We start from the raw sequence: 22,596 nt of genomic DNA, 5'->3' as shown, positions 1-22,596 counted from the left end.
CCGGAGCCCGTCATGCGAGATAGTCGCCCGCAATCAATTGAAAATCTGTTCGAAGCCACTGAAGGCCAGGGCATGTTGCAGTCCATTCAGCAGCGGGCCGCTGCCCTGAATAAGCTGAATCGTGCTGTTCAGGGGGTTCTCCCCGCCCAGCTTCATCCCTGGTGCCGCGTGGCAAACTTTCGCCAGGGCATTCTGGTGCTCGAAACGGCTAATGCCAGCTGGCTGATGCGCTTACGCTACGAACAGTCCAGCCTGCTTTCAGCTTTACGAGCGCAAATATTACCATCATTGACGGCAATCGACATCAGGATAAATCCGTCGCTGGCAGCAAAAGGGTCGGAAAGCGTTCAGGAAAACAGCAATCGGTCAGCAGAGGAAGAAAAAACCGGAGGGCGTCAGCTCAGCGAGCAGAGTGCGGAAATCTTACGGAGCGTGGCGAGCCGTAGCCCGGAAAAGCTGAAGAGAATTATAGAACGACTGGCCTCACTGGCCGGAGAGAGTACCAGCTCAACCAGTCGTAATAAGTAGGTCCGGCTTACGCCAGAACCAGATTTGGCGCCCTGAAGGTCACCGGCAGTTCAGCTTCATCTTCGAAGGTTGCCCATTCCCAGGCTTCCTGCTTGGCCAGTACCGCCTGAAGCAGCTTGTTGTTCAGCGCATGACCTGACTTATAGGCGGTAAACGCGCCGATAATGTTGTGCCCGCACATAAACAGGTCGCCGATAGCGTCCAGCATTTTGTGACGCACAAACTCATCTTCAAAGCGCAGACCATCTTCGTTCAGCACGCGATAGTCATCGACCACGATCGCGCAGTCAAAGCTGCCGCCCAGGCAGAGGCCACGGGACTGCAGCGCTTCAATGTCGCGCATAAAGCCGAAGGTACGGGCACGGCTGATCTGACGGGTGAAAGCTTCCGCAGAAAAGTCCATGCTGTAGCGCTGTGAACTGGCATCGATCGCCGGATGGTTAAAGTCGATGGTGAAATCGAGCGTAAAACCATTATGCGGCCGGAACTCAGCCCATTTGTCGCCATCTTCAACCCGGACAGGCTGTTTGATGCGCACAAATTTTTTCGCTGTGCTCAGCTCTTCAATTCCGGCATCCATCAGCAGATAGATAAAGGGGGCGGCGCTGCCATCCATAATCGGAATTTCAGGCGCGTTCACTTCCACCACAATATTATCAATACCAAGGCCAGCCAGTGCGGCATTCAGGTGTTCGACCGTTGAAATACGCACGTCATGCTCGTTAACCAGGCAAGTGCAGAGCATGGTATCACGCACGGATTTGGCATCAGCCGGGAAGTCAACCGGTGGATTCAAGTCAGTGCGGCGATAGATGACCCCGGTATTGGCCGGCGCAGGGCGTAACGTCAGGGTGACCTTTTTGCCGGTATGCAAACCGACGCCAGTCGCCTGAACGATACGTTTTAGTGTCCGTTGTTTGATCATCGCATTATCTCGCAAAATTACTCATCCGACCGCCAGTATAACTTACCAGCGGGCGAAGATTTTAGCACAAAGAGCGGAGAATCCCAATTCTCAGGAAATTCTTAATCCGCCTGCTTACGCAGGAAGGCCGGAATATCCAGATAGTCAGGCTCTTTGTTGGTTTGCGCGCCCTGATCGTTGACCACTTTCGCCGCAGGTTTCTGCTCCTGAGGCAGCGGGGCCATGCCGTGCTGCTGATAGCGATGATCCATCACTGGCTGCGTCTGCTGCTTATTCGTAACCAGCGTGATTTCAGGACGTTTATCCATACCGATGCCGGTCGCAACCACGGTGACGCGCAGTTCGTCGTTCATTTCCGGATCCAGCGATGTACCGATAACGACGGTCGCATTGTCGGAAGCAAATGCACGAATGGTGTTACCGACGGTTTCGAACTCGTCCAGACGCAGGTCAAAGCCAGCCGTGATGTTAACCAGCACGCCGCGCGCGCCGGAGAGATCGATATCTTCCAGCAGCGGGCTGGAAATCGCCATTTCGGCCGCCTCTTCCGCACGGTCTTCGCCACATGCCACGCCAGAACCCATCATCGCGTAGCCCATTTCGGACATTACGGTGCGCACGTCAGCAAAGTCGACGTTCATCAGGCCTGGACGGGTAATCAGTTCAGCAATACCCTGCACCGCGCCTTTCAGCACGTCGTTAGCTGCGCCAAAGGCGTCCAGCAGGGAGATACCGCGACCCAGCACTTTCAGCAGCTTGTCGTTCGGAATGGTGATCAGAGAATCGACATGCTTGGAAAGCTCAGCGATACCCTGCTCGGCAAATGCCATGCGCTTTTTGCCTTCAAAATTGAAAGGCTTGGTCACCACAGCAACCGTCAGAATCCCTAAATCTTTGGCGACTTCAGCCACGACTGGCGCTGCGCCGGTACCGGTACCGCCACCCATGCCCGCCGCGATAAAGACCATATCCGCACCTTCCAGCGCCTGACGCAGGGCTTCACGATCTTCTTCCGCCGAGTTACGGCCGACTTCCGGATTAGCGCCGGCGCCCAGACCTTTGGTGATACCGTTACCGATCTGGATAGTCTGACCGACTGCTGTCTTACGCAGCGCCTGTGCATCGGTATTAACGGCGAAGAATTCAACGCCTTCGATACGTTCACGCACCATATGCTCTACGGCGTTACCGCCGCCGCCGCCGACGCCGATGACTTTAATCACCGCGTCATTGGTTAATTCCATAGGTTCAAACATAATTTCTCTCCGTTATGTGCCTGTCGCCTGGAGATCATAAAAAAGTCTAGCATGATCTCCTTTTCTCTAAATTAAAACTCTTTTCTCAGCCAGCTGTTGATTCGTTTGAACCAGTTGCCCACCGAGGCTCTTTTTTCGACGTCCGCCTCACCGCTGAGGTGAGACTCTTTTCCGTAGTGCAGTAAGCCTACCGCCGTTGAGTAGTAAGGCTCCTGCGCGTAATCCGTTAATCCGGTAATATTCAGGGGCTGTCCGATACGCACCTGCGTATGGAACACCCGTTGGGCACATGCCGCCAGCCCTTCGATTTGGGCCGCGCCGCCGGTCAGAACGATGCCGGCCGCCAGGTGATGCTTCACGCCCTGCTGGCGCAGCTGCTCCTGAAGCTGAAGGATCTCGTCATTGACCAGATTCAGCAGCTCGGTGTAACGAGGCTCGATCACCTCTGCCAGCGTCTGCCGCTGCAAACTCCGCGGCGGACGTCCACCCACGCTGGGCACCTCGACGTTCTCATCTTTTCCAACGATAGAACCCAGCGCACAACCGTGGCGAACTTTAATCGCTTCCGCATCGGTCGGCGGGGTGCCAAAAGCATAAGCGATATCGCTGGTGACCACGTTACCCGCGTAAGGGATAACCTTGGTATGGCGCAGCGCGCCGCCGGTGTAGACCGCGATATCCATGGTGCCGCCGCCAACGTCGACCACACAGACGCCCAGTTCACGCTCATCTTCGGTCAGTACCGCAAAGCTTGAGGCCAGACCGGCGAAAATAAGTTGGTCCACTTTCAGGCCGCAACGTTCAACCGCTTTAACGATGTTTTTCGCCATATCGTTGTGGCAGGTAATCAGATGTACCTTTGCCTGCATGCGCACGCCGGACAAGCCGACCGGGTTCTTGATCCCTTCCTGATAGTCGATCGCATACTCTTGCGGAATAACATGGAGGATTCGGTGCTCGTCACGAACACGGACCGATTTGGCGGTATGTACCACATTTTCCACATCTTCCTGCGTCACTTCCTCTTCTGAAATAGGAACCATCCCTATTTCGTTCTGACAACTGATGTGTTTTCCCGATAAAGCAAGGTAGACCGAAGAAATCTGGCAGTCCGCCATCAGTTCGGCCTGGTCGATCGCACGCTGCACGCACTTCACAACGGATTCCAGATCGTTAACGCCGCCTTTATCCATACCCCGGGAAGGACAGCTGCCCACGCCGATGATATTGACCATGCCATCGGGCAGAATTTCACCTACCAAAGCGGCGACCTTCGCGGTGCCGATTTCGAGTCCAACTACCAGTTTTCTGTCCGTCGCCTTGATCATTGTTGTCCAACCTGTGCCTGATGCTGTTGCTGATTACTGTCAGTGTTCTCAATAAGGGCCGGTGCCCATCCTACTGCCGCGCCAGAGTCATACCGCAGGTCCACATAGCTGATACGCTTATTGTCCGTCTGCGCCTGCTGGCTCAGGGAGGGATAGAGCTGTATGAAGCGTTTCAGCCGCTTCATATCCTCGCTGCGTCCCAGCTCCAGCCGGATATCATCTTCTAAAACCAGCTGCCATGACCGCCGCGCTGTCATTGAGGCGGCCTTCAGCTTAAATTTACCTGCCGCCAGCACGCTGTTCATCTGGTGATAACCGGTCAGTACCTCTTTCTCGCTGCCTTCCGGGCCGTAGAGCATCGGCAGCGTTTCCTTACCCAGGTGGCTGGCCGGCACGCTGAAGGATTTCCCTTCGGCATCCACCATGTGCAGATCGTTCCAGCGCGCTACCGGCACATACTCTACCAGGTGTATCTTCAGTTCATCCGGCCACTGCTTACGGACGCTGACCTGCTGAATCCAGGGCAGGCGTTCGATCTGCTGCTGAATGACATCCACATCCTGGGACATAAAGGTGCCTGGCTCGCCCAGGGAAAGTATTGCCTGACGAATATCGTCATTGGTGGTGTAGTGGGTCTTGCCGGTGACCACCAGCTTCGACAGCGGCAGCCGTGAAGCATCATTCATCCACTTCACCACTACAAAACCGCCGGCCAGCATTACACCCAGTACCATCATCAAAAAGAGGATACCTGCCAGCCGCGTACCGTTACTCCGCCCGGAGCGCGCTTTTTCCTGCGCTTCACGGTTACGAACATTCAGAGCAGCCTGAGACATATCAGTCGGCCAGCTCCAGAATGCGCGCCACCAGCTGCGAGAAGTTCATCCCGGCCTGTTTCGCCGCCATCGGCACCAGGCTGTGGCCGGTCATGCCAGGCGAGGTGTTAACCTCCAGCAGATAAAACTGGCCGTCGCCGCCCATCATTACGTCCACGCGGCCCCAGCCGCTACAGCCCAGCGCACGCCAGGCTTTTATCACAAGATCGCTCAGTTCAGCTTCACGATCGGCGTTCAGGCCGCTCGGACAGAAGTACTCAGTATCGTCAGAAAAGTATTTTGCTTCATAGTCATAGAACTCAGAAATCACTTTAATTCGTATGGAAGGCAAAATATCTTCCCCGATCACCGCAACGGTGTATTCGGGACCGCTCAGAAAAGCTTCAACCAGCACATCGTCATCGTGACGGAAAGCCTCATCCAGCGCAGCCTGAAGCGCGTCAGCTTCATTAACGCGGCTGATGCCTACGCTGGAGCCTTCGGAGCTTGGCTTAACAAACAGAGGCAGACCGAGGGCCGTGATGCGCGCGCGCATCTCTTTGCTCAATCCGGCATCCATTTCCTTACGGGTGATCGCCACATACGGGGCAATCGGCAGACCACAGCCCTGCCAGAGTTGCTTGGTGCGCAGCTTATCCATGGTGATGGCCGAGGCCATCACGCCGCTGCCGGTATAGGGGATCGAGAGAAACTCAAGTACGCCCTGCAACGTACCGTCTTCACCACCGCGCCCGTGCAGCGCGATAAAGGCCTTATCGAAGCCCTCATCTTTTAACCGCATCACCGGAAAATCACGGATGTCCACCGCATGCGCGTCAATGCCCGCTTCTTTCAGCCCGGCCAGCACCGCGTTGCCTGACATCAGTGACACTTCGCGCTCCGCAGAGGTGCCACCCAGCAATACCGCTACTTTCTCAGCCATGATGTTCCCCCTCGTTTTTCTGCGGTTGTAGCTTATTGTCAGCCAGTGTACGTGCAATGCGCCCTACATTTCCGGCGCCCTGCACCAGAATCAAATCGTTACCGCTGAGCTTGGGCGCCAGCATTTCCAGCACGGCATCATGATCGGAGACCAGAATGGGATCCACCTTGCCCCGGCTGCGAATGGTGCGGCAGAGCGAGCGGCTGTCTGCACCCGGAATGGGCGTTTCGCCCGCGGAGTAGACCTCCAGCATCAGCAACACATCTACCTGAGACAGCACATTCGCGAAATCGTCATATAAATCACGGGTTCGCGTGTAGCGGTGCGGCTGGAAAATCATAACCAGCTGCTTTTCCGGCCAGCCTGCGCGCGCCGCTTTGATCGTGGCATCCACTTCGGTGGGATGGTGACCGTAGTCATCCACCAGCATCGCCGTGCCTGCCTGGCCATTCACCTCAGCCAGCGGATATTCACCGAGGAAATCAAACCGGCGGCCCGTCCCCTGGAAGCTCTCCAGCGCGCTGAGGATTTCATCATCCTCAATGCCCTCTTCCGTCGCCACCGCCACCGCTGCCGCCGCGTTAAGCGCGTTATGGCGGCCTGGCGCGTTCAGCGTCACGTGCATAAGCGGTTTATCGAGGCGGGCCAGCGTGAAGTGACCCTGCGCGCCATGCTGCTCATAGCTGGCGATACGCACGTCGGCGTCTTCGCTGAAGCCATAGGTGGTGATTTGGCGGCCGACACGGGGAATGAGATCGCGGATGACGGCATCGTCCACGCACAGCACGGCGCGGCCATAAAAGGGCAGATTGTGCAGAAAGTTGATAAACGTCTGCTTCAGATTTTCGAAGTCGCCCTGATAGGTATCCATGTGGTCGGCTTCAATATTGGTGACGATCGCCACCATCGGCTGAAGATGCAGGAACGAGGCGTCGCTCTCATCCGCCTCGGCAATCAGATAGCGGCTGCTGCCCAGACGGGCGTGCGTGCCGGCGGCCTTCACCAGGCCTCCGTTAACGAAGGTCGGATCGAGTCCGCCTTCCGCATAAATACTTGATAACATCGCTGTCGTGGTGGTCTTGCCGTGGGTACCCGCAACGGCGATCCCGTGGCGGAAACGCATCAGCTCGGCCAGCATTTCAGCACGGCGGATCACCGGAATACGCGCCTCACGGGCGGCAATAATTTCCGGGTTATCCTGCGAAACGGCGGTAGAAACTACAACCACGCTCGCATCGCTGACGTTCTCAGGGCGATGGTTGAAATAGAGGGTCGCCCCCAGCTTGCTCAGATGTTGGGTCACCGCGTTTGGTGCCAGGTCCGAACCGCTGATTTCATAACCTTCATTGGCCAACACTTCGGCAATACCGCCCATGCCAGCACCGCCGATGCCAACAAAGTGAATGTGCCGGACGCGACGCATCTCGGGCACGATAGTACGCAGTTTTGCCAGTTGTTGTGTATTCATCTTTTCTGCCTGTCGGTGCACTGATGCACCTTTTGTTAAGGGCCGAACCTTCAGCCCTGCAAATTCTCTTTTATAACGCCACGGCGCTGACTTCAGCCGCAACGCGTTCGGTCGCATCCGGGATCGCAACGCCGCGTGCTTTTACTGCCATCTGCAGTAAAGTCGGGCGATCCCAACCGGCCAGCGTCTCTGCCACCGCCGCCGCAGTAAACTGCGGCTGCTCATAAATTTTTGCCGCACCCGCCTGTTCAAGCGGCAGCGCATTCCAGTACTGCTGGCGGTCTTTATGCTGAAAAGGCACAAATATCGCCGGTAATCCGGCCGCAGCCACTTCGCTGACCGTCAGCGCGCCGGAACGACAGACCACCACATCGGCCCATGCGTAGGCGGCAGCCATATCGTCGATGAACTCAGTGACGTTATGCTGCGTCTGGTTAACCTGCTGATAGGCTTCCTTCACGCTTTCCAGCGATCCTTTACCGACCTGGTGCCACAGGGTGATGGACTCACCCAGTATTGCCGCGACCTGAGGGATCGTCTGATTGAGAACGCGGGCGCCCTGACTGCCGCCGATAACCAGCACGCGTACCGGACCCAGCCGGTTTGCCAGCCGCGCTTCCGGTAGGGGAAGCGCCAGTACGTCGGTGCGTACCGGATTACCGACCACATCCGCATCAGGAAAAGCGCCAGGAAATGCCTGCATCACCTTTTTGGCGATTTTCGCCAGCCATTTGTTGGTCAGTCCGGCAATGCCGTTCTGCTCGTGCAGCACCACCGGGATACCACAGCTCCAGGCGGCCAGCCCGCCTGGGCCGGAAACGTAACCGCCCATACCGAGCACTACGTCTGGCTGCCAGGCCTTCATGATGGCCCGCGCCTGGCGTACCGCCTTGAAGATACGCAGCGGCGCCGCAAGCTGGGCCTTCAGCCCTTTGCCACGCAGGCCGCTGATGTGGATAAAGTCGATATCAATGCCGTGTTTCGGCACCAGATCGGCCTCCATGCGGTCAGCCGTGCCCAGCCAGCGAACCTGCCAGCCCTGCGCCATCAGATAGTGAGCCACGGCCAGACCAGGGAAAACGTGCCCGCCTGTTCCACCCGCCATGACCATCAGGCGTTTCCCTTTCATCGGCTACCTCTCGTAAACGCCTGTGCTCTGGCCAGGCGCGTTTCATAATCTATACGTAGCAAAAAAACGATGGCGGTAGACATAATAATCAGACTCGATCCACCGTAACTGATCAGCGGCAGCGTCAACCCTTTGGTTGGCAGCATGCCCGCCGCCGCGCCGACATTGACCAGCGCCTGAAAGCTGAACCAGATGCCGATGGAGCAGCCCAGAAAACCCGCAAAACGCTGGTCCATTTCCAGCGCGCGACGACCGATGGACATCGCGCGAAAAGCGACGAAGAATACCATCAACAGGGCAAAAACCACACCGATATAACCCAGTTCTTCCCCAATAATGGAGAAGATAAAGTCGGTGTGCGCTTCCGGTAAATATTCCAGTTTTTGCACCGAGTTTCCCAGCCCCTGCCCCCAGAATTCCCCGCGGCCAAAGGCCATCAGGGACTGGGTAAGCTGGTAGCCGCTACCGAATGGATCTTCCCAGGGATTCCAGAAAGAGGTCACACGGCGCATACGATATGGCTCAGCAACAATCAGCAGGCAAACGGCGAAAATTCCGGAGCCGATAATAGCCAGAAATTGCCAGAGCTTGGCCCCGGCAAGGAACAGCATCGCCAGCGTGGTCACGAACAATACCACTACGGTTCCCAGGTCAGGCTGCGCCAGAAGCAGTACCGCCAGCACCACCATCACGCCCATCGGCTTACAGAAGCCCCAGAAGTTATTGCGGACCTCGTCGACCTTACGCACCAGGTAGCTGGCGAGGTAACAGAACAGCGACAGCTTCGACAGTTCGGCTGGCTGAATACGCAGCGGCCCAAGCGCAATCCAGCGCGATGCACCGTTAACGGAGCTGCCGACCACCAGCACAATCAGCAGCATGAATACCGTGACCAGCAGCATGATATTGCTGTAGCGCTGCCAGAACGCCATCGGAATGCGCAGCGTTACCAGCGACATACAAAATGCCAGTATCAGGTAAAGCGCATCACGCTTGGCGAAGTAGAACGGGTCTTCCGAGAGACGCTGCCCCACCGGCATTGACGCCGAAGTCACCATCACAAAGCCGATCATCGCCAGGCCAAGCGTGAGCCAGAGCAGCGTGCGATCATAGAGAATCGTGGCACTCTCGTCGCTCTCGCGTGGGCCCATCACCCACTCTTTCAGACGATTCGTGATCCCACCGGCCAGAGCAGCGCCAATCATTCTCATCAGCCCAGCTCCTTAGCCAGCTGCGTGAAGATTTCGCCACGCTGCTCAAAGTTTTTAAACTGATCCAGGCTGGCGCAGGCGGGCGAAAGCAGAACCATATCGCCCGGCTTTACCTGGCTGGCGATCTGCTGCATCGCCTCGCGCATTGTTGCCGTACGTACGGCAATATCGGGTCGCAGCGCAGCCAGCGCGTCGCCGTCACGGCCAAAACAGTAGGGGCGTACGCTGTCGCCTTGCAGATAAGGAGCGAGCGGGCTGAAGTCGGCCGATTTGCCGTCACCACCCAGCAAGAGCCAGAGTTTGCCCTCCACCTTGAGTCCGCTCAATGCCGCTTCCGTACTGCCGACGTTGGTCGCTTTTGAATCATTAATCCAGCGCACGCCGTTATGATCCAGAACCAGCTGAAAGCGGTGCGCCAGTCCGGTAAAGGAAGTCAGCGCCTTCAGGCTGGAGGCGCGCGGCAGCCCAACCGCGTCGGCCAGCGCCAGCGCCGCCAGCGCGTTGGTAAAGTTATGCTGCCCAACGAGCATCATCTCGCGGGTGTTAAGGACTTTTTCACCCTTTACCCGCAGCCAGGTGCTGCCCTGCTGATGATTGAGGTGATAATCGCCGACGTCCACGCCAAAGCTGACGCAGCGCTTATCTGCGCCGCGAACCGGCATGGTCATTGCGTCATCAGCGTTCACGACGCAGACCGATGCCTGTTCATAAACGCGCAGTTTGGCCGCCCGGTACTGCTGCATGCCCAGCGGGTAACGATCCATATGATCTTCACTGAGATTCAGGATCGTCGCCGCGGCGGCCTGCAGGCTGTAGGTCGTCTCCAGCTGAAAACTCGACAGCTCCAGCACATAGAGCTGCGCGGGCTGCTCAAGCAGCATCAGCGCAGGCAGGCCAATATTGCCGCCTACGCCCACCGGCCAGCCTGCGGCTTTCGCCATTTCGCCTACCAGCGTGGTCACGGTACTTTTTCCGTTTGAACCGGTGATCGCCACAATCGGCGCCTGCGCTTCACGGCAGAAAAGCTCTATATCACCGACGATCTCCACGCCAGCTTCTGCCGCCGCCATCAGCGAAGGATGCGCCAGCGCCATGCCGGGGCTGGCGACAATCAGATCGGCATCCAGCAGCCAGTCATCATTCAGGGAGCCCAGCCAGCGCATCACGTTTTCCGGCAGCTTCTCGACGCCGGGCGGCACGGCACGGGTATCCATCACGCGTGGCGTCACGCCGCGCGCTAAAAAGAAATCAACGCAGGAAAGGCCGGTAAGGCCCAGCCCGATAATGACGACTTTTTTACCCTGATAATCTGCCATGATTTACCGTACCTTCAGCGTTGCCAGGCCAATCAGCACCAGCATCAGTGAAATAATCCAGAAGCGCACAATGACGCGCGGCTCCGGCCAGCCTTTCAGTTCATAATGGTGATGAATCGGCGCCATGCGGAAAATGCGCTGGCCGCGCAGCTTGAACGAACCCACCTGCAGGATCACCGAGAGCGTCTCCACCACGAACACGCCGCCCATAATTACCAGCAGAAACTCCTGACGCAGCAGCACTGCAATCGTGCCCAGCGCGCCGCCAAGCGCCAGCGATCCCACATCGCCCATAAAAACCTGAGCCGGATAGGTGTTAAACCAGAGAAAGCCCAGCCCCGCGCCCACAATGGCGGTACACACAATCACCAGCTCACCGGCATGGCGCAGATAAGGAATGTGCAGATAGTTGGCGAAGTTCATATTACCCGTCGCCCAGGCAACCAGGGCGAAACCGGCGGCCACAAAGACAGTCGGCATAATGGCCAGGCCATCCAGTCCGTCGGTCAGGTTGACGGCGTTACTGGTGCCGACAATCACAAAATAGGCGAGCAGCAGATAGAGCAGGCCAAGCTGCGGCATAATGTCTTTGAAAAACGGCACGACTAACTCGGTCGCTGGCGTATCTTTGCCTATCATGTACATCACAAAGGCGACGCCCAGGGCGATCACCGACTGCCAGAAGTATTTCCAGCGTGCAATCAGTCCCTTAGTGTCTTTACGTACCACTTTGCGGTAGTCATCGATAAAGCCGATAATGCCGTAGCCAATCAGCACAAACAGCACGCACCAGACATAAGGGTTTGATGGATAGGCCCACATCAGCACCGAAACGGTGATGGAGAACAGGATCATGATCCCGCCCATCGTCGGCGTGCCGCGCTTGCTGAAGTGGGATTCGGGACCGTCATTACGCACAACCTGACCGAACGACATCTCCTGAAGGCGGGCGATCATACGCGGCCCCATCCACAGTGAGATAAACAGGGCAGTCAGCAGGCTGACAATGGCGCGAAACGTCAGGTAGGAAAAGACGTTGAAGCCAGAATAAAATGTGACCAGATGCTCGGCCAGCCAGACTAACATGTTCCTTTCTCCTGTAAGCTCTGTACTACCTGCTCCATGGCGGCACTACGTGAACCTTTAACTAAAACGGTGATATGAGGATGTGTCGCAATCAGCGACCGAAGGCGCTGGGTAACGGCGGTTTTATCCGTAAAGTGTTCGCCCTCTTCGCTCGCCTCGCTGATGAGTCTGCTCAGGCTCCCTACGCTCAGTACTTTATCGATCCCGGCCAGACGGGCAGCTTCGCCAACTTCACGGTGGCAGGCTTCTGCCTCATCGCCCAGTTCAGCCATGTCGCCCACCACCATCACCCGGTAACCCGGCATGCCTGCCAGCACCTGCGCCGCGGCGGTCATTGAACCGACATTCGCGTTATAGCTGTCATCAATAATCAGCTTATTCTCTGCCAGCTGCACAGGGAAAAGCCTTCCGGGTACGGCTTTCAGCGAGGATAGCCCTTTCTGGATCGCGCTCAGCGGCGCATCCACTGACAGCGCCAGGGCGGCCGCGGCCAGCGCGTTGGCAATATTATGGCGACCCGGCAGCGGCAGCGTAATAGCGACAGCGCCAGCCGGGGTATGCATAGTGAATGCCGTACCGGCAGCGGTGATAGCTACGTCAGTCGCAGAGAAGTCGCCGTCGGTCCGGGCGTCAGGCGAGAAGCGCCAGACTCTTTTGCCGTGCAGCATATTCTGCCAGTCCGGCCAGTCGTTGCTGTCCGCGTTGAGGATAGCGGTGCCGTTATCAGGCAGCCCCTGGAAAATCTCCCCTTTTGCCTTCGCCACGCCAGCTAATGAACCAAAGCCTTCAAGATGTGCTGCGGCAAGGTTATTGATCAGCGCCGATTCCGGACGGACCAGCGCTGTGGTATAGGCAATTTCACCCTGATGATTGGCGCCCATTTCGATTACCGCATACTGATGCTTTTCGGTCAGACGCAGCAGCGTCAGGGGCACGCCGATATCGTTATTCAGATTGCCTGCGGTATAGAGCGTCTCACCACATTCGCGCAGGATCGCCGCAGTCATTTCCTTGACGGAGGTTTTGCCTGACGAACCGGTTAAACCGACTACCCGTGCCGGAGAACGCTGGCGCACCCAGCCAGCCAGCTGGCCAAGCGCGATGCGGGTATCGGCGACAATCACCTGCGGTACGGCAACGGGTAAGTGCTCACTAACCAACAGAGCTGCCGAACCGGCGGCGATCGCATCGCCCACGAACCGATGGGCATCGAAGCGCTCGCCCTTCAGGGCAATAAACAGACAGCCTGCGCTGACCTTACGGGTATCCGTCGTCACTTCAGAAAAGGAGAGATCGCCACCCACCAGTTCGCCATCCGTGATATCCGCTAGCCCTTTAAGGGAAAGTACGATCATGCTATTACCCCCAGCAGACGGGCGACCGTCATCCGGTCTGAATAGTCGAGGCGGCGGTTGCCGACGATCTGATAGTCTTCATGGCCTTTCCCCGCCACCAGGACAAAATCGCCTTCCTTCGCCTGCATCACCGTGCTGGTCACCGCCTGCGCCCGACCCGGCACCACGCGGGCGCGTCCGGCATCAAGCAGGCCGGTTAACACATCCGCGACGATGGCCGCAGGATCTTCGCTGCGCGGGTTGTCATCAGTAATGACGACCACGTCGGAATACTGTTCAGCAACGGCGCCCATCAGCGGGCGCTTGCCTTTATCGCGGTCGCCGCCGCAGCCAAATACGCACCACAGCTGCCCTTTACAGTGCAGGCGTGCCGCCGCCAGCGCTTTTTCCAGCGCATCTGGCGTATGGGCATAATCCACCACCACGGTCGGTTTGCCCGGCGCGCTGAAAACTTCCATGCGCCCGGTTACCGGCTGAAGTTGACTGGCGGAGGCCATCAGCGAAGGCAGCGGGTAGCCCAGCGAAAGCAGCGTGCCCAGCGCCACCAGCAGGTTGCTGACGTTAAACGCGCCCATCAGCCGGCTTTCAATTTCACCCTCACCCCAGCTTGAGCTGAAGCGGATCGTTGCGCCGTTATCGTGATAGTCAACCCCGGTGGCTTTCAGCCAGCGTCCGTGGCAGCCAGGCTGAAGATTATTCTCCATGGTAACGGCCACCGCATCCGGCAGCTTCTCCAGCCAGCGGCGTCCTACCTCATCATCGGCGTTAATAATTGCCTGCCCGACCTGATGTTCGGAGAACAGCAGCCATTTCGCGGCTTCGTAACGCGCCATATCACCGTGGTAATCAAGATGATCGCGGCTCAGGTTGGTATAAACGGCGGCGGCAAAGGGCAACGCGGCTACGCGGTGCTGCACCAGACCGTGAGAGGAGATCTCCATCGCGGTGAGCGTCGCCCCCTGTTCAACCAGAGAATTTAGCGTGTGCTGTACGTCTACCGCTGAACCGGTGGTATTTTCCGCCGGTGCAAGCTGGCCATAGAGACCATTACCTACCGTGCCCATTACCGCACCCGTTTCACCCAGCAAGCTCGCCCACTGAGCCAGAAGCTGAGTGGTGGTGGTTTTACCGTTGGTACCGGTCACCCCGACCAGCTTCAGCTTTTCGCCGGGCTGATGATAAAAACGTCCCGCCAGCGCGGAAAGGCGCTGGGAAAGCTGCGCCAGGTAAATGACCGGCACGCCATGCATCATGGCGATATGACCATCCTCAGCTTCACCTTCTGCATCAGCGATCACGGCGGCAACGCCTTGTGCTATCGCCTGCGGTATAAAACGGCGTCCGTCTGCCACATGGCCTTTGATAGCCACAAACAGGTCGCCGGAAGCCGCCACGCGACTGTCCAGAATCATCTCTTTCAGCGGCAGCGAAGGTGCGCCGGGCACCCATGGCGCCAGCAGTTCGCGCAAGTTACGATCGGTCACTCGATCCCTCACTTCTGTTAACTATTTTTTCATTATTCTCCACCGGAACCGCTGGAGGCAGTGCATCAGGCTCAATATTCATGGTGCGCAGCACGCCTCCCATGATCGCGCCAAAAACGGGTGCTGATACGGCACCACCGTAATATTTGCCACCCTGGGGATCGTTAATCACCACGACCAGCGCAAAACGTGGACGGCTCGCCGGCGCGACGCCAGCGGTATAAGCGATGTATTTATTGACATATTTCCCATCCGGTCCGACCTTTTTCGCCGTCCCGGTTTTAATCGCAATGCGATAGCCTTTGATCGCCGCTTTCACGCCGCCGCCGCCCGGCAGAGCGACGCTCTCCATCATATGCATGACGGTACGCACGACGTGTTCAGGGAAAGCGCGCTGACCTGCCACTGGCGGATCAACTTTGGTAATCGAAAGCGGGCGTAAAATGCCGTAGCTGCCGATTGTTGCGTAGACTCGCGCTAACTGTAACGGTGTTACCATCAGCCCGTAGCCGAAAGAGAAGGTGGCCCTCTCTATGTCAGACCACCGTTGTTTTTGAGGATATAAGCCACTGCTTTCTCCGACCAACCCCAAATTGGTCGCTTTACCCAATCCAAAACGCGCGTAAGTTTCTACCAGCGCTGAGGATGGCATCGCTAACGCCAGCTTAGAAACACCGACGTTACTCGATTTTTGCAGAACCCCGGTCAGGGTCAGCTCGCTATAGCGCGCCACGTCTTTGATTTCATGGCCGTTGACGCGATAGGGAACGGTATTCAGTACGGTATTTTCCTTCACCACGCCACGCTGGAGCGCGGTCATGACGACCATCGGCTTCACGGTGGAACCCGGCTCGAAGATATCGGTGATGGCGCGGTTACGCATCACATCTTTGGGGGTTCCGCTGAGGTTGTTTGGGTTATAGGCAGGACTGTTGGCCATCGCCAGCACCTCGCCGGTATTCACATCCACCAGCACCGCCGTACCGGACTCCGCCTTGTTGAAGGCAACGGCGTTATTCAGCTCGCGGTAGACCAGCGCCTGCAGGCGTTCATCGATGCTGAGGGCGAGGTTATGCGCGGCGCGGCTGTCCACGGAGGAGATATCTTCAATCACGCGGCCAAAGCGATCTTTACGCACCGTGCGTTCGCCCGGCTCGCCGGTCAGCCACTTATCGAAGCTTTTTTCAACGCCTTCAATGCCCTGACCGTCGATATTGGTAAAGCCAATCAGGTGCGAGGTCACCTGGCCTGCCGGATAGTACCGGCGGGACTCCTGCCGCAGATGAATGCCCGGCAGCTTGAGCTTTTTGATGTAGTCGCTAATCGTGGGATTAACCTGTCGGGCAAGGTAGACGAAGCGGCCCTTAGGATTGGCGTTGACGCGGGCGGCCAGCTGATCGAGCGGGATCGATAAGGCGTCTGACAGCGCTTTCCAGCGGCTGTCGAGGGTAATCCCTCCCCTGTCATGCAGCTCTTTGGGATCGGCCCAGATGGCATTCACCGGCACGCTGACCGCCAGCGGCCGGCCGGCACGGTCGGTAATCATGCCGCGCGCGGTCGGCACCGCCTGCACGCGAAGAGAACGCATGTCCCCTTCCCGTACCAGTTTGTCGGGGCTGATAACCTGTAGCCAGGCCACGCGAGAGAGCAGCGCCGCCAGCGCGATGAGGATACAGCCACACAACAACGCAAAACGCCAGCTGATAAAGCTGGCCTGATTCTCCGGGCGTTTTAACTTCTGCGTCTTGGTTGCGGCTTTCATTCCGTCTCTTATGGCTGTACCACGATGTTTTCCTGCGATGGATCGACATGCTGCATTTGCAGTTTTTCCGTTGCCGTCCTCTCAACCCGGCTATGATCGCCGAGGGCATTCTCTTCCAGGATCAGGTTGCGCCACTCAATATCCAGCGCATCCTTTTCCAGCACCAGCTGCTCACGCTGTGCGGTGAGCAGGCGGGTTTTATGCGCCGTGGTCACCACCAGCACGGCGGAGATCGTCACCGCAACGGCCAGAATCAGCGGGATTTTACCGTGACGCAGAATATCGTCTGCGATCGCGCCCGGTAGACTATGCCGCTCGCCCGTCACGACGCCGTCCTCTCAGCAATGCGCAGTACGGAACTACGGGCGCGGGGGTTTTCCGCGACCTCCGCCTCACCGGGCATCATCTTGCCCAGTGCCTTAAGCTGACGTCCGCCCAGCTTGCTCAGCTGCGATTCGGTCAGCGGAATACCGGCCGGCACCTGGGGACCGCGACTCTGTTCGCGCATAAATCGCTTAACAATCCGGTCTTCAAGAGAGTGGAAGCTGATTACGGAGAGCCGGCCTTCCGGTGCCAGCGCGGTCAGCGCCCCCTTCAGCGCCTGCTCAATCTCTTCCAGTTCACTGTTTATCCAGATACGAATCGCCTGGAAACTGCGGGTGGCCGGATGCTTGAATTTGTCCTTCACCGGCGTGGCCGCATAAATCACATCGGCCAGCTCTTTGGTGCGGGTCATCGGCTGTTCACGATTACGCTCAACGATGGCCCGGGCGATACGTTTAGCAAAACGCTCTTCGCCGAAGGTTTTCAGTACAAAAGCGATATCGCTTTCTTCTGCCTGAAGCAGCCACTCGGAGGCAGAGAGCCCGCGGGTCGGATCCATGCGCATATCCAGCGGTCCATCACGCATAAAGGAGAAACCGCGCCCGGCATCATCCAGCTGAGGAGATGAAACGCCCAGATCCAGCAGGATCCCATTAATCTTGCCACTTAATCCACGCGCTTCGGCATAGTCTGCCAGCGCGGAAAAAGGGCCGTGAATGATGGTGAAGCGGGGGTCGGTAATCGCTTCCGCCGCCGCAATCGCCTGCGGATCACGGTCAATGGCGTACAGCCGGCCCTGCTCGCCTAACTGCGAGAGAATAAGTCGCGAATGTCCACCTCGTCCGAAGGTGCCATCGATATAGATGCCATCAGGCTGGATATTGAGGCCCTTTACCGCCTCGTCCAACAGCACCGTGGTATGTTTAAAATTTTCCTGCATAGTTATAATGACAAATCCTGCAAACGCTCAGAAAGCGGTTCCTGAGTCGACTGCTCCGCGTCAATATCCTCCCTGACTTGTTGATACCAGGTCTGTTCGTCCCACAGCTCAAACTTATTGAACTGCCCAACCAGCATCACTTCTTTGGTCAGGTTCGCATGCTGGCGAAGCGTATTGGCTACCAGCACCCGGCCTGCATTATCCATCTGGCATTCACTGGCATGCCCCAATAGCAGACGCTGAACGCGACGCTCTTCAGGGTTCATACTGGATAAGCGAGCCAGCTTACGTTCAATAATTTCCCATTCGGGCAGGGTATAAAGCAGCAGGCATGGCTGGCGGAGGTCAATGGTACAGACCATTTGCCCCTGTGACTCCCCGATCAGCGTTTCGCGATAGCGCGTAGGCACAGCGAGCCGTCCCTTACTGTCGAGATTGACTAACGTTGCTCCACGGAACATGCCAGCCTCACCCTCCGGTTACCTTTTCTCACCACTTTATACCACTAATTCCCACCGGGGGAGTTTACGGAGCAGAGGAAAACATTGTCAAGCAACAGCGAAGCCGGAACGGGATTATTTCTTAAGAAAGAAAAAATGCGGAGAGTTAAAAAGTTAACGAATCTGACAGGAAGGTAAAAAATAAACTGATGAATAGCGGTAATTTTTTTTGCCAGCGAATCAGTTGTTCAAAAATATAACACTTTCAGAGAGGAAGAAAGCGAGCGTCAACTTTGCGACCTGCGCGACATTTTAAGCGCTATCCTAAGGATTTCCCCTGCCGCCCCCGCCGCGCCCGCAGGGCCTGCGCGGCGGTAAATGTAAATTTGTATTAAAGAGCAGGATTTATATAACCTTAGACGGCGCGTTTTACATTTACCTTAATTTACGCTGATTTAACGTTTGGCAACATAAACAATTTATCTGCCGCTAATTTTGAAAAAAAGCCTAATTAAAAACGAGAAAATAGAATGGCGATCAAAAAAGGCAGCCAGGCTGCCTTTTTAGTTATGCTTTAACATTAACGCCGGCTTAATCTTCCCCGGCGGTAGAGATTACGACGGATGCGCGTTAAACCCGGCTTGGGTTTTTTGGGTTCATCCAGGCTTGCCAGCACCAGTTCAAGCACGCGCTCAGCCACGTCGCGGTGCCGCTGCCCCACGGCCAGTACCGGACAATCCAGAAAATCGAGCAGTTCATGATCGCCAAACGTGGCGATCGCCAGATCGCCAGGCAGCCGCCCCTCGCGTCTCAGCGTGACGTCCATCACTCCCTGAAGCAGGCCAAAGGAGGTGGTAAAAAGCGCCTCCGGCATAGGATGGGTTTCCAGCCAGGTTTCGAACAGGGCCGCCGCCGCCGTACGTTCGAAGCTGTTGGCGTAGATAAAATCAATCTGACGCTTGTCGCCTTTCCAGGCATCCCGAAACCCCATCTCACGCAGGAAGCTGACGGACAGTTCAGGCAGTGCGCCGAGAAAAAGCACCGAGTTTACCGGCTGCTTGCGAAGCTCAGCGCCCAGCATTGCGGCATCATCCTGATCGGCACCGACCACGCTGGTGAAATGTTCGCGATCGAGCGCACGGTCCAGCGCAATAATGGGCAGAGGATCGTTAATCCAGCGCTGATAGAAAGGGTGCTCTGGCGGGAGCGACGTGGAGACAATAATCGCATCGACCTGACGCTGAAGCAGATGCTCAACGCAGCGCATTTCGTTATCGGGCTGATCTTCAGAACAGGCTATCAGTAGCTGATAGCCACGCTGGCGCGCCTGCCGTTCAAGATAATTGGCAATCCGCGTGTAGCTGGTATTCTCCAGATCGGGAATAACCAGGCCTATGGAGCGCGTACGCCCGGCTCTCAGGCCTGCCGCTACCGCATTCGGGTGGTAGTTGTGCTCACGCACCACCGCCATGACTTTCTCGACGGTTTTATCGCTGACACGATACTGCCTGGCTTTACCATTAATAACGTAGCTGGCCGTCGTGCGCGATACTCCGGCAAGGCGCGCAATTTCATCCAGTTTCACAAGAACCCCACACTTCATGCGCCGTAACGGCGCAAAAAATAGCCACGTCGCGGCTAAGGATAAGACATTTGTTACATCTAACAGCAGATTAGTGGGCTGAGCAACTGCTTTTGCGTCCGGGCGGGCGCTTTAGGACAAAAATTAAAAAACCCGGCATTACGCCGGGTTAGCTGACTCTGTCAGGGGGACAGCGCTGTACTTAGCGCATAATGCGATCGCCACGGGCTACGCCAACGATGCCGGAACGGGCAACTTCAACAATTTCCGCCACATCGCGGACGCTGTTCAGAAAGGCGTCCAGCTTGTCGCTGGTGCCTGCCAGCTGAACCGTATAAAGCGTTGGCGTTACGTCGACAATCTGCCCGCGGAAAATTTCCGCGCTGCGCTTTACCTCTTCCCGGCCATAGCCGCTGGCCTGGATCTTCACCAGCATAATTTCACGTTCGACAAAAGCGCCCTGCCCCAGCTCCGTCACGCGCAGCACGTCCACCAGCTTATGCAGCTGCTTTTCGATCTGCTCAATCACTTTTTCATCGCCCACCGTCTGAATCGTCATTCGCGACAGGGTGGGATCGTCCGTAGGCGCTACGGTCAGGCTCTCAATGTTATAGCCGCGCTGGGAGAACAGCCCCACCACGCGCGATAATGCGCCGGACTCGTTTTCCAGCAGTACCGATAAAACACGACGCATAATTAAGTCCTCTCCGTTTTGCTCAGCCACATTTCGTCCATCCCGCCGCCGCGAATATGCATTGGGTATACGTGTTCGGTACCGTCCACATTGACGTCAACAAAAACCAGGCGCCCTTTGCCTAACGCTTCCAGCGCTTCGGTCAGCTTCGACTCCAGCTCGTCCGGATGTGAAATCCCGATGCCCACATGCCCGTAGGCTTCGGCCAGGCGCACAAAATCAGGCAGCGACTCCATATAGGACTGGGAGTGGCGACCGGAATAGATCATATCCTGCCACTGCTTCACCATGCCGAGGAAGCGGTTGTTCAGGCTCAGCACCAGCACCGGCAGATCGTACTGCAGCGCCGTGGAGAGTTCCTGAATATTCATCTGGATGCTGCCATCGCCGGTCACACAGATGACCGTCTCTTTTGGCAGCGCCAGCTTCACGCCCAGCGCAGCTGGCAGGCCAAAGCCCATGGTGCCCAGACCGCCTGAGTTGATCCAGCGGCGAGGTTTGTCGAACGGATAGTAAAGAGCGGCAAACATCTGATGCTGGCCAACGTCGGAAGTCACATAGGCCTCTCCCTTCGTCAGCTTCCAGATTGTCTCAATTACCGCCTGAGGTTTGATTTTTTCACTGCTGCGATCGTAAGCCAGACACTGACGAGCCTGCCATTGTTCAATCTGCCGCCACCAGTCGCGGAGGCTGTCAAAATTCTGCGCGTTGTCGCCCTGCGCCATCAGCTCAAGCATCTGCTGTAATACCTGCCTGGCATCGCCCACAATGGGGATATCGGCGGCAACAGTTTTAGAGATGGACGTCGGATCGATATCAATATGCAACACGGTGGCATCAGGGCAGTACTTCGCGAGGTTATTGGTCGTACGATCGTCAAAACGTACCCCAACGGCGAAGATGACATCCGCATTATGCATGGTCATATTGGCTTCGTAAGTGCCGTGCATACCGAGCATGCCCAGGCTCTGGCGATGCGTACCGGGAAAGGCACCCAGTCCCATCAGCGAAGCGGCGACAGGCAGGTTAAGCGTTTCAGCCAGCTGCCGCAGTTCACCGGAACAGTCGGCGTTCACGACGCCGCCACCGGCGTAAATCACCGGACGTTTAGCGGCCAGCAGCGTTTGCAGCGCCCGCTTGATCTGCCCTTTATGCCCCTGCGTGGTCGGATTATAAGAGCGCATGCTGACGCTGTCCGGCCAGACGTAAGGCAGTTTGTTTGCCGGATTCATCATATCTTTCGGCAGATCGACCACCACAGGGCCGGGACGTCCGCTGGCAGCAAGCCAGAAGGCCTTCTTCATTACCGTTGGGATATCTTCCGCGTGCTTAACCATAAAGCTGTGTTTGACGACCGGGCGGGAGATCCCCACCATGTCGCACTCCTGGAAAGCGTCATAGCCAATCAGGGAAGAAGGGACCTGTCCTGACAGCACAACCATCGGAATTGAATCCATATAGGCCGTGGCAATCCCGGTGATCGCATTGGTTGCGCCGGGGCCGGAAGTGACCAGCACCACGCCGACTTCCCCGGTTGAACGGGCATAGCCGTCCGCCATGTGTACGGCACCCTGCTCGTGACGCACCAGAATATGATCGATGCCGCCCACGGTCTGTAGCGCATCATAGATATCCAGAACCGCGCCGCCGGGGTAGCCGAATACATGCTTCACGCCCTGATCGATCAATGAGCGGACGACCATCTCGGCTCCTGACAACATTTCCATTCTTGCCTCCAGGCTTTAAGGTGCTGATCGCGCTGCGATGAATGCCGCTCTCTGTTTCAGGAGAGTGGCCAGATACGATCAAACCTGTGTTGATTCAGATAAGGGAAGTCATTTCCCCTATCCAGGTACAGGGCGATGCCCTTATTATTTTTTACATTCTGTTGATTAAGTACCATAACCGCAGAAAAGTTGACAGGCAATCACCGCGCGCGCGCTCACCCCATATAACCGGGCGGAAAGGTGCTACGCGGCGGAGAAGTTAGCGATAATTACGCTGACTATA

At 56.9% G+C, this 22,596-nt stretch carries 20 protein-coding genes; 1 reads left to right on the top strand and 19 read right to left on the bottom strand.

Going from position 1 to position 22,596, the window contains the following annotated elements; genetic code table 11:
- Positions 1-12 precede the first annotated feature (12 nt).
- Complete coding sequence (locus tag AAH446_RS07480) at positions 13-528, top strand: DUF721 domain-containing protein (protein ID WP_342906087.1); 516 nt, start codon at positions 13-15, stop codon at positions 526-528.
- Positions 529-535: 7 nt separating this feature from the next.
- Here the strand turns inward: AAH446_RS07480 and lpxC are convergent, their stop codons facing one another.
- The 19 genes from lpxC to ilvI all read right to left on the bottom strand — a co-directional run bounded on the left by lpxC (position 536) and on the right by ilvI (position 22,313).
- A complete protein-coding gene (gene lpxC / locus AAH446_RS07475) occupies positions 536-1,453 on the bottom strand; it encodes a UDP-3-O-acyl-N-acetylglucosamine deacetylase (RefSeq protein WP_342906086.1) in 918 nt (305 codons plus the stop codon).
- 101 nt (positions 1,454-1,554) lie between these two features.
- Positions 1,555-2,709 (bottom strand): cell division protein FtsZ, encoded by a 1,155-nt coding sequence (gene ftsZ / locus AAH446_RS07470; protein WP_342906085.1) that lies wholly within the window; start codon positions 2,707-2,709, stop codon positions 1,555-1,557.
- Positions 2,710-2,780: 71 nt separating this feature from the next.
- Positions 2,781-4,037: a cell division protein FtsA gene (gene ftsA / locus AAH446_RS07465; RefSeq protein WP_024967068.1), complete on the bottom strand. Its 1,257-nt coding sequence runs from the start codon at positions 4,035-4,037 to the stop codon at positions 2,781-2,783.
- A complete protein-coding gene (gene ftsQ / locus AAH446_RS07460) occupies positions 4,034-4,873 on the bottom strand; it encodes a cell division protein FtsQ (RefSeq protein ID WP_342906084.1) in 840 nt (279 codons plus the stop codon). Before ftsQ ends, ftsA begins: the two co-directional genes overlap by 4 nt.
- A gap of 1 nt (position 4,874) precedes the next feature.
- Complete coding sequence (locus tag AAH446_RS07455; RefSeq protein ID WP_342906083.1) at positions 4,875-5,795, bottom strand: D-alanine--D-alanine ligase; 921 nt, start codon at positions 5,793-5,795, stop codon at positions 4,875-4,877.
- Entirely contained in the window at positions 5,788-7,263 is a 1,476-nt protein-coding gene (gene murC, locus AAH446_RS07450; RefSeq protein ID WP_342906082.1) for a UDP-N-acetylmuramate--L-alanine ligase, read from the bottom strand. Before murC ends, AAH446_RS07455 begins: the two co-directional genes overlap by 8 nt.
- Positions 7,264-7,333: 70 nt before the next feature.
- On the bottom strand, positions 7,334-8,392 hold the full coding sequence (gene murG / locus AAH446_RS07445) for an undecaprenyldiphospho-muramoylpentapeptide beta-N-acetylglucosaminyltransferase (protein ID WP_342906081.1): 1,059 nt from the start codon (positions 8,390-8,392) through the stop codon (positions 7,334-7,336).
- Complete coding sequence (gene ftsW, locus AAH446_RS07440; protein ID WP_342906080.1) at positions 8,389-9,603, bottom strand: cell division protein FtsW; 1,215 nt, start codon at positions 9,601-9,603, stop codon at positions 8,389-8,391. Before ftsW ends, murG begins: the two co-directional genes overlap by 4 nt.
- The gene (murD, locus tag AAH446_RS07435) at positions 9,603-10,919 is read right to left on the bottom strand and encodes a UDP-N-acetylmuramoyl-L-alanine--D-glutamate ligase (RefSeq protein ID WP_342906079.1); all 1,317 of its coding nucleotides are present in this window, start codon (positions 10,917-10,919) and stop codon (positions 9,603-9,605) included. Before murD ends, ftsW begins: the two co-directional genes overlap by 1 nt.
- Positions 10,920-10,922: 3 nt before the next feature.
- A complete protein-coding gene (gene mraY, locus AAH446_RS07430; RefSeq protein ID WP_342906078.1) occupies positions 10,923-12,005 on the bottom strand; it encodes a phospho-N-acetylmuramoyl-pentapeptide-transferase in 1,083 nt (360 codons plus the stop codon).
- Positions 11,999-13,360, bottom strand: coding sequence for a UDP-N-acetylmuramoyl-tripeptide--D-alanyl-D-alanine ligase (gene murF, locus AAH446_RS07425; RefSeq protein ID WP_342906077.1), 1,362 nt, complete (start codon positions 13,358-13,360; stop codon positions 11,999-12,001). The genes mraY and murF overlap by 7 nt, the downstream gene beginning before the upstream one ends.
- Positions 13,357-14,844, bottom strand: a complete 1,488-nt coding sequence (gene murE / locus AAH446_RS07420; protein WP_342906076.1) for a UDP-N-acetylmuramoyl-L-alanyl-D-glutamate--2,6-diaminopimelate ligase — start codon at positions 14,842-14,844, stop codon at positions 13,357-13,359. Before murE ends, murF begins: the two co-directional genes overlap by 4 nt.
- Positions 14,831-16,606: a peptidoglycan glycosyltransferase FtsI gene (locus AAH446_RS07415; protein ID WP_342906075.1), complete on the bottom strand. Its 1,776-nt coding sequence runs from the start codon at positions 16,604-16,606 to the stop codon at positions 14,831-14,833. Before AAH446_RS07415 ends, murE begins: the two co-directional genes overlap by 14 nt.
- Before the next feature lie 8 nt (positions 16,607-16,614).
- Positions 16,615-16,932 (bottom strand): cell division protein FtsL, encoded by a 318-nt coding sequence (gene ftsL, locus AAH446_RS07410; protein WP_342906074.1) that lies wholly within the window; start codon positions 16,930-16,932, stop codon positions 16,615-16,617.
- On the bottom strand, positions 16,929-17,870 hold the full coding sequence (rsmH, locus tag AAH446_RS07405) for a 16S rRNA (cytosine(1402)-N(4))-methyltransferase RsmH (RefSeq protein WP_342906073.1): 942 nt from the start codon (positions 17,868-17,870) through the stop codon (positions 16,929-16,931). The genes ftsL and rsmH overlap by 4 nt, the downstream gene beginning before the upstream one ends.
- A gap of 2 nt (positions 17,871-17,872) precedes the next feature.
- The gene (gene mraZ, locus AAH446_RS07400; RefSeq protein ID WP_342906072.1) at positions 17,873-18,331 is read right to left on the bottom strand and encodes a division/cell wall cluster transcriptional repressor MraZ; all 459 of its coding nucleotides are present in this window, start codon (positions 18,329-18,331) and stop codon (positions 17,873-17,875) included.
- Positions 18,332-18,890: 559 nt separating this feature from the next.
- The gene (gene cra, locus AAH446_RS07395) at positions 18,891-19,895 is read right to left on the bottom strand and encodes a catabolite repressor/activator (RefSeq protein ID WP_342906071.1); all 1,005 of its coding nucleotides are present in this window, start codon (positions 19,893-19,895) and stop codon (positions 18,891-18,893) included.
- Between the two features lie 199 nt (positions 19,896-20,094).
- Entirely contained in the window at positions 20,095-20,586 is a 492-nt protein-coding gene (gene ilvN, locus AAH446_RS07390) for an acetolactate synthase small subunit (protein ID WP_342906070.1), read from the bottom strand.
- A 2-nt stretch (positions 20,587-20,588) separates the two neighbouring features.
- Positions 20,589-22,313: an acetolactate synthase 3 large subunit gene (ilvI, locus tag AAH446_RS07385; protein WP_342906069.1), complete on the bottom strand. Its 1,725-nt coding sequence runs from the start codon at positions 22,311-22,313 to the stop codon at positions 20,589-20,591.
- Between the last annotated feature and the right edge of the window lie 283 nt (positions 22,314-22,596).

This window comes from Erwinia psychrophila (genome assembly GCF_039023475.1).
Classification (GTDB): Bacteria; Pseudomonadota; Gammaproteobacteria; order Enterobacterales; family Enterobacteriaceae; genus Erwinia.
Note: the sequence above shows the minus strand (reverse complement) of the source record. Positions and strands in the feature narration are given on the sequence as shown.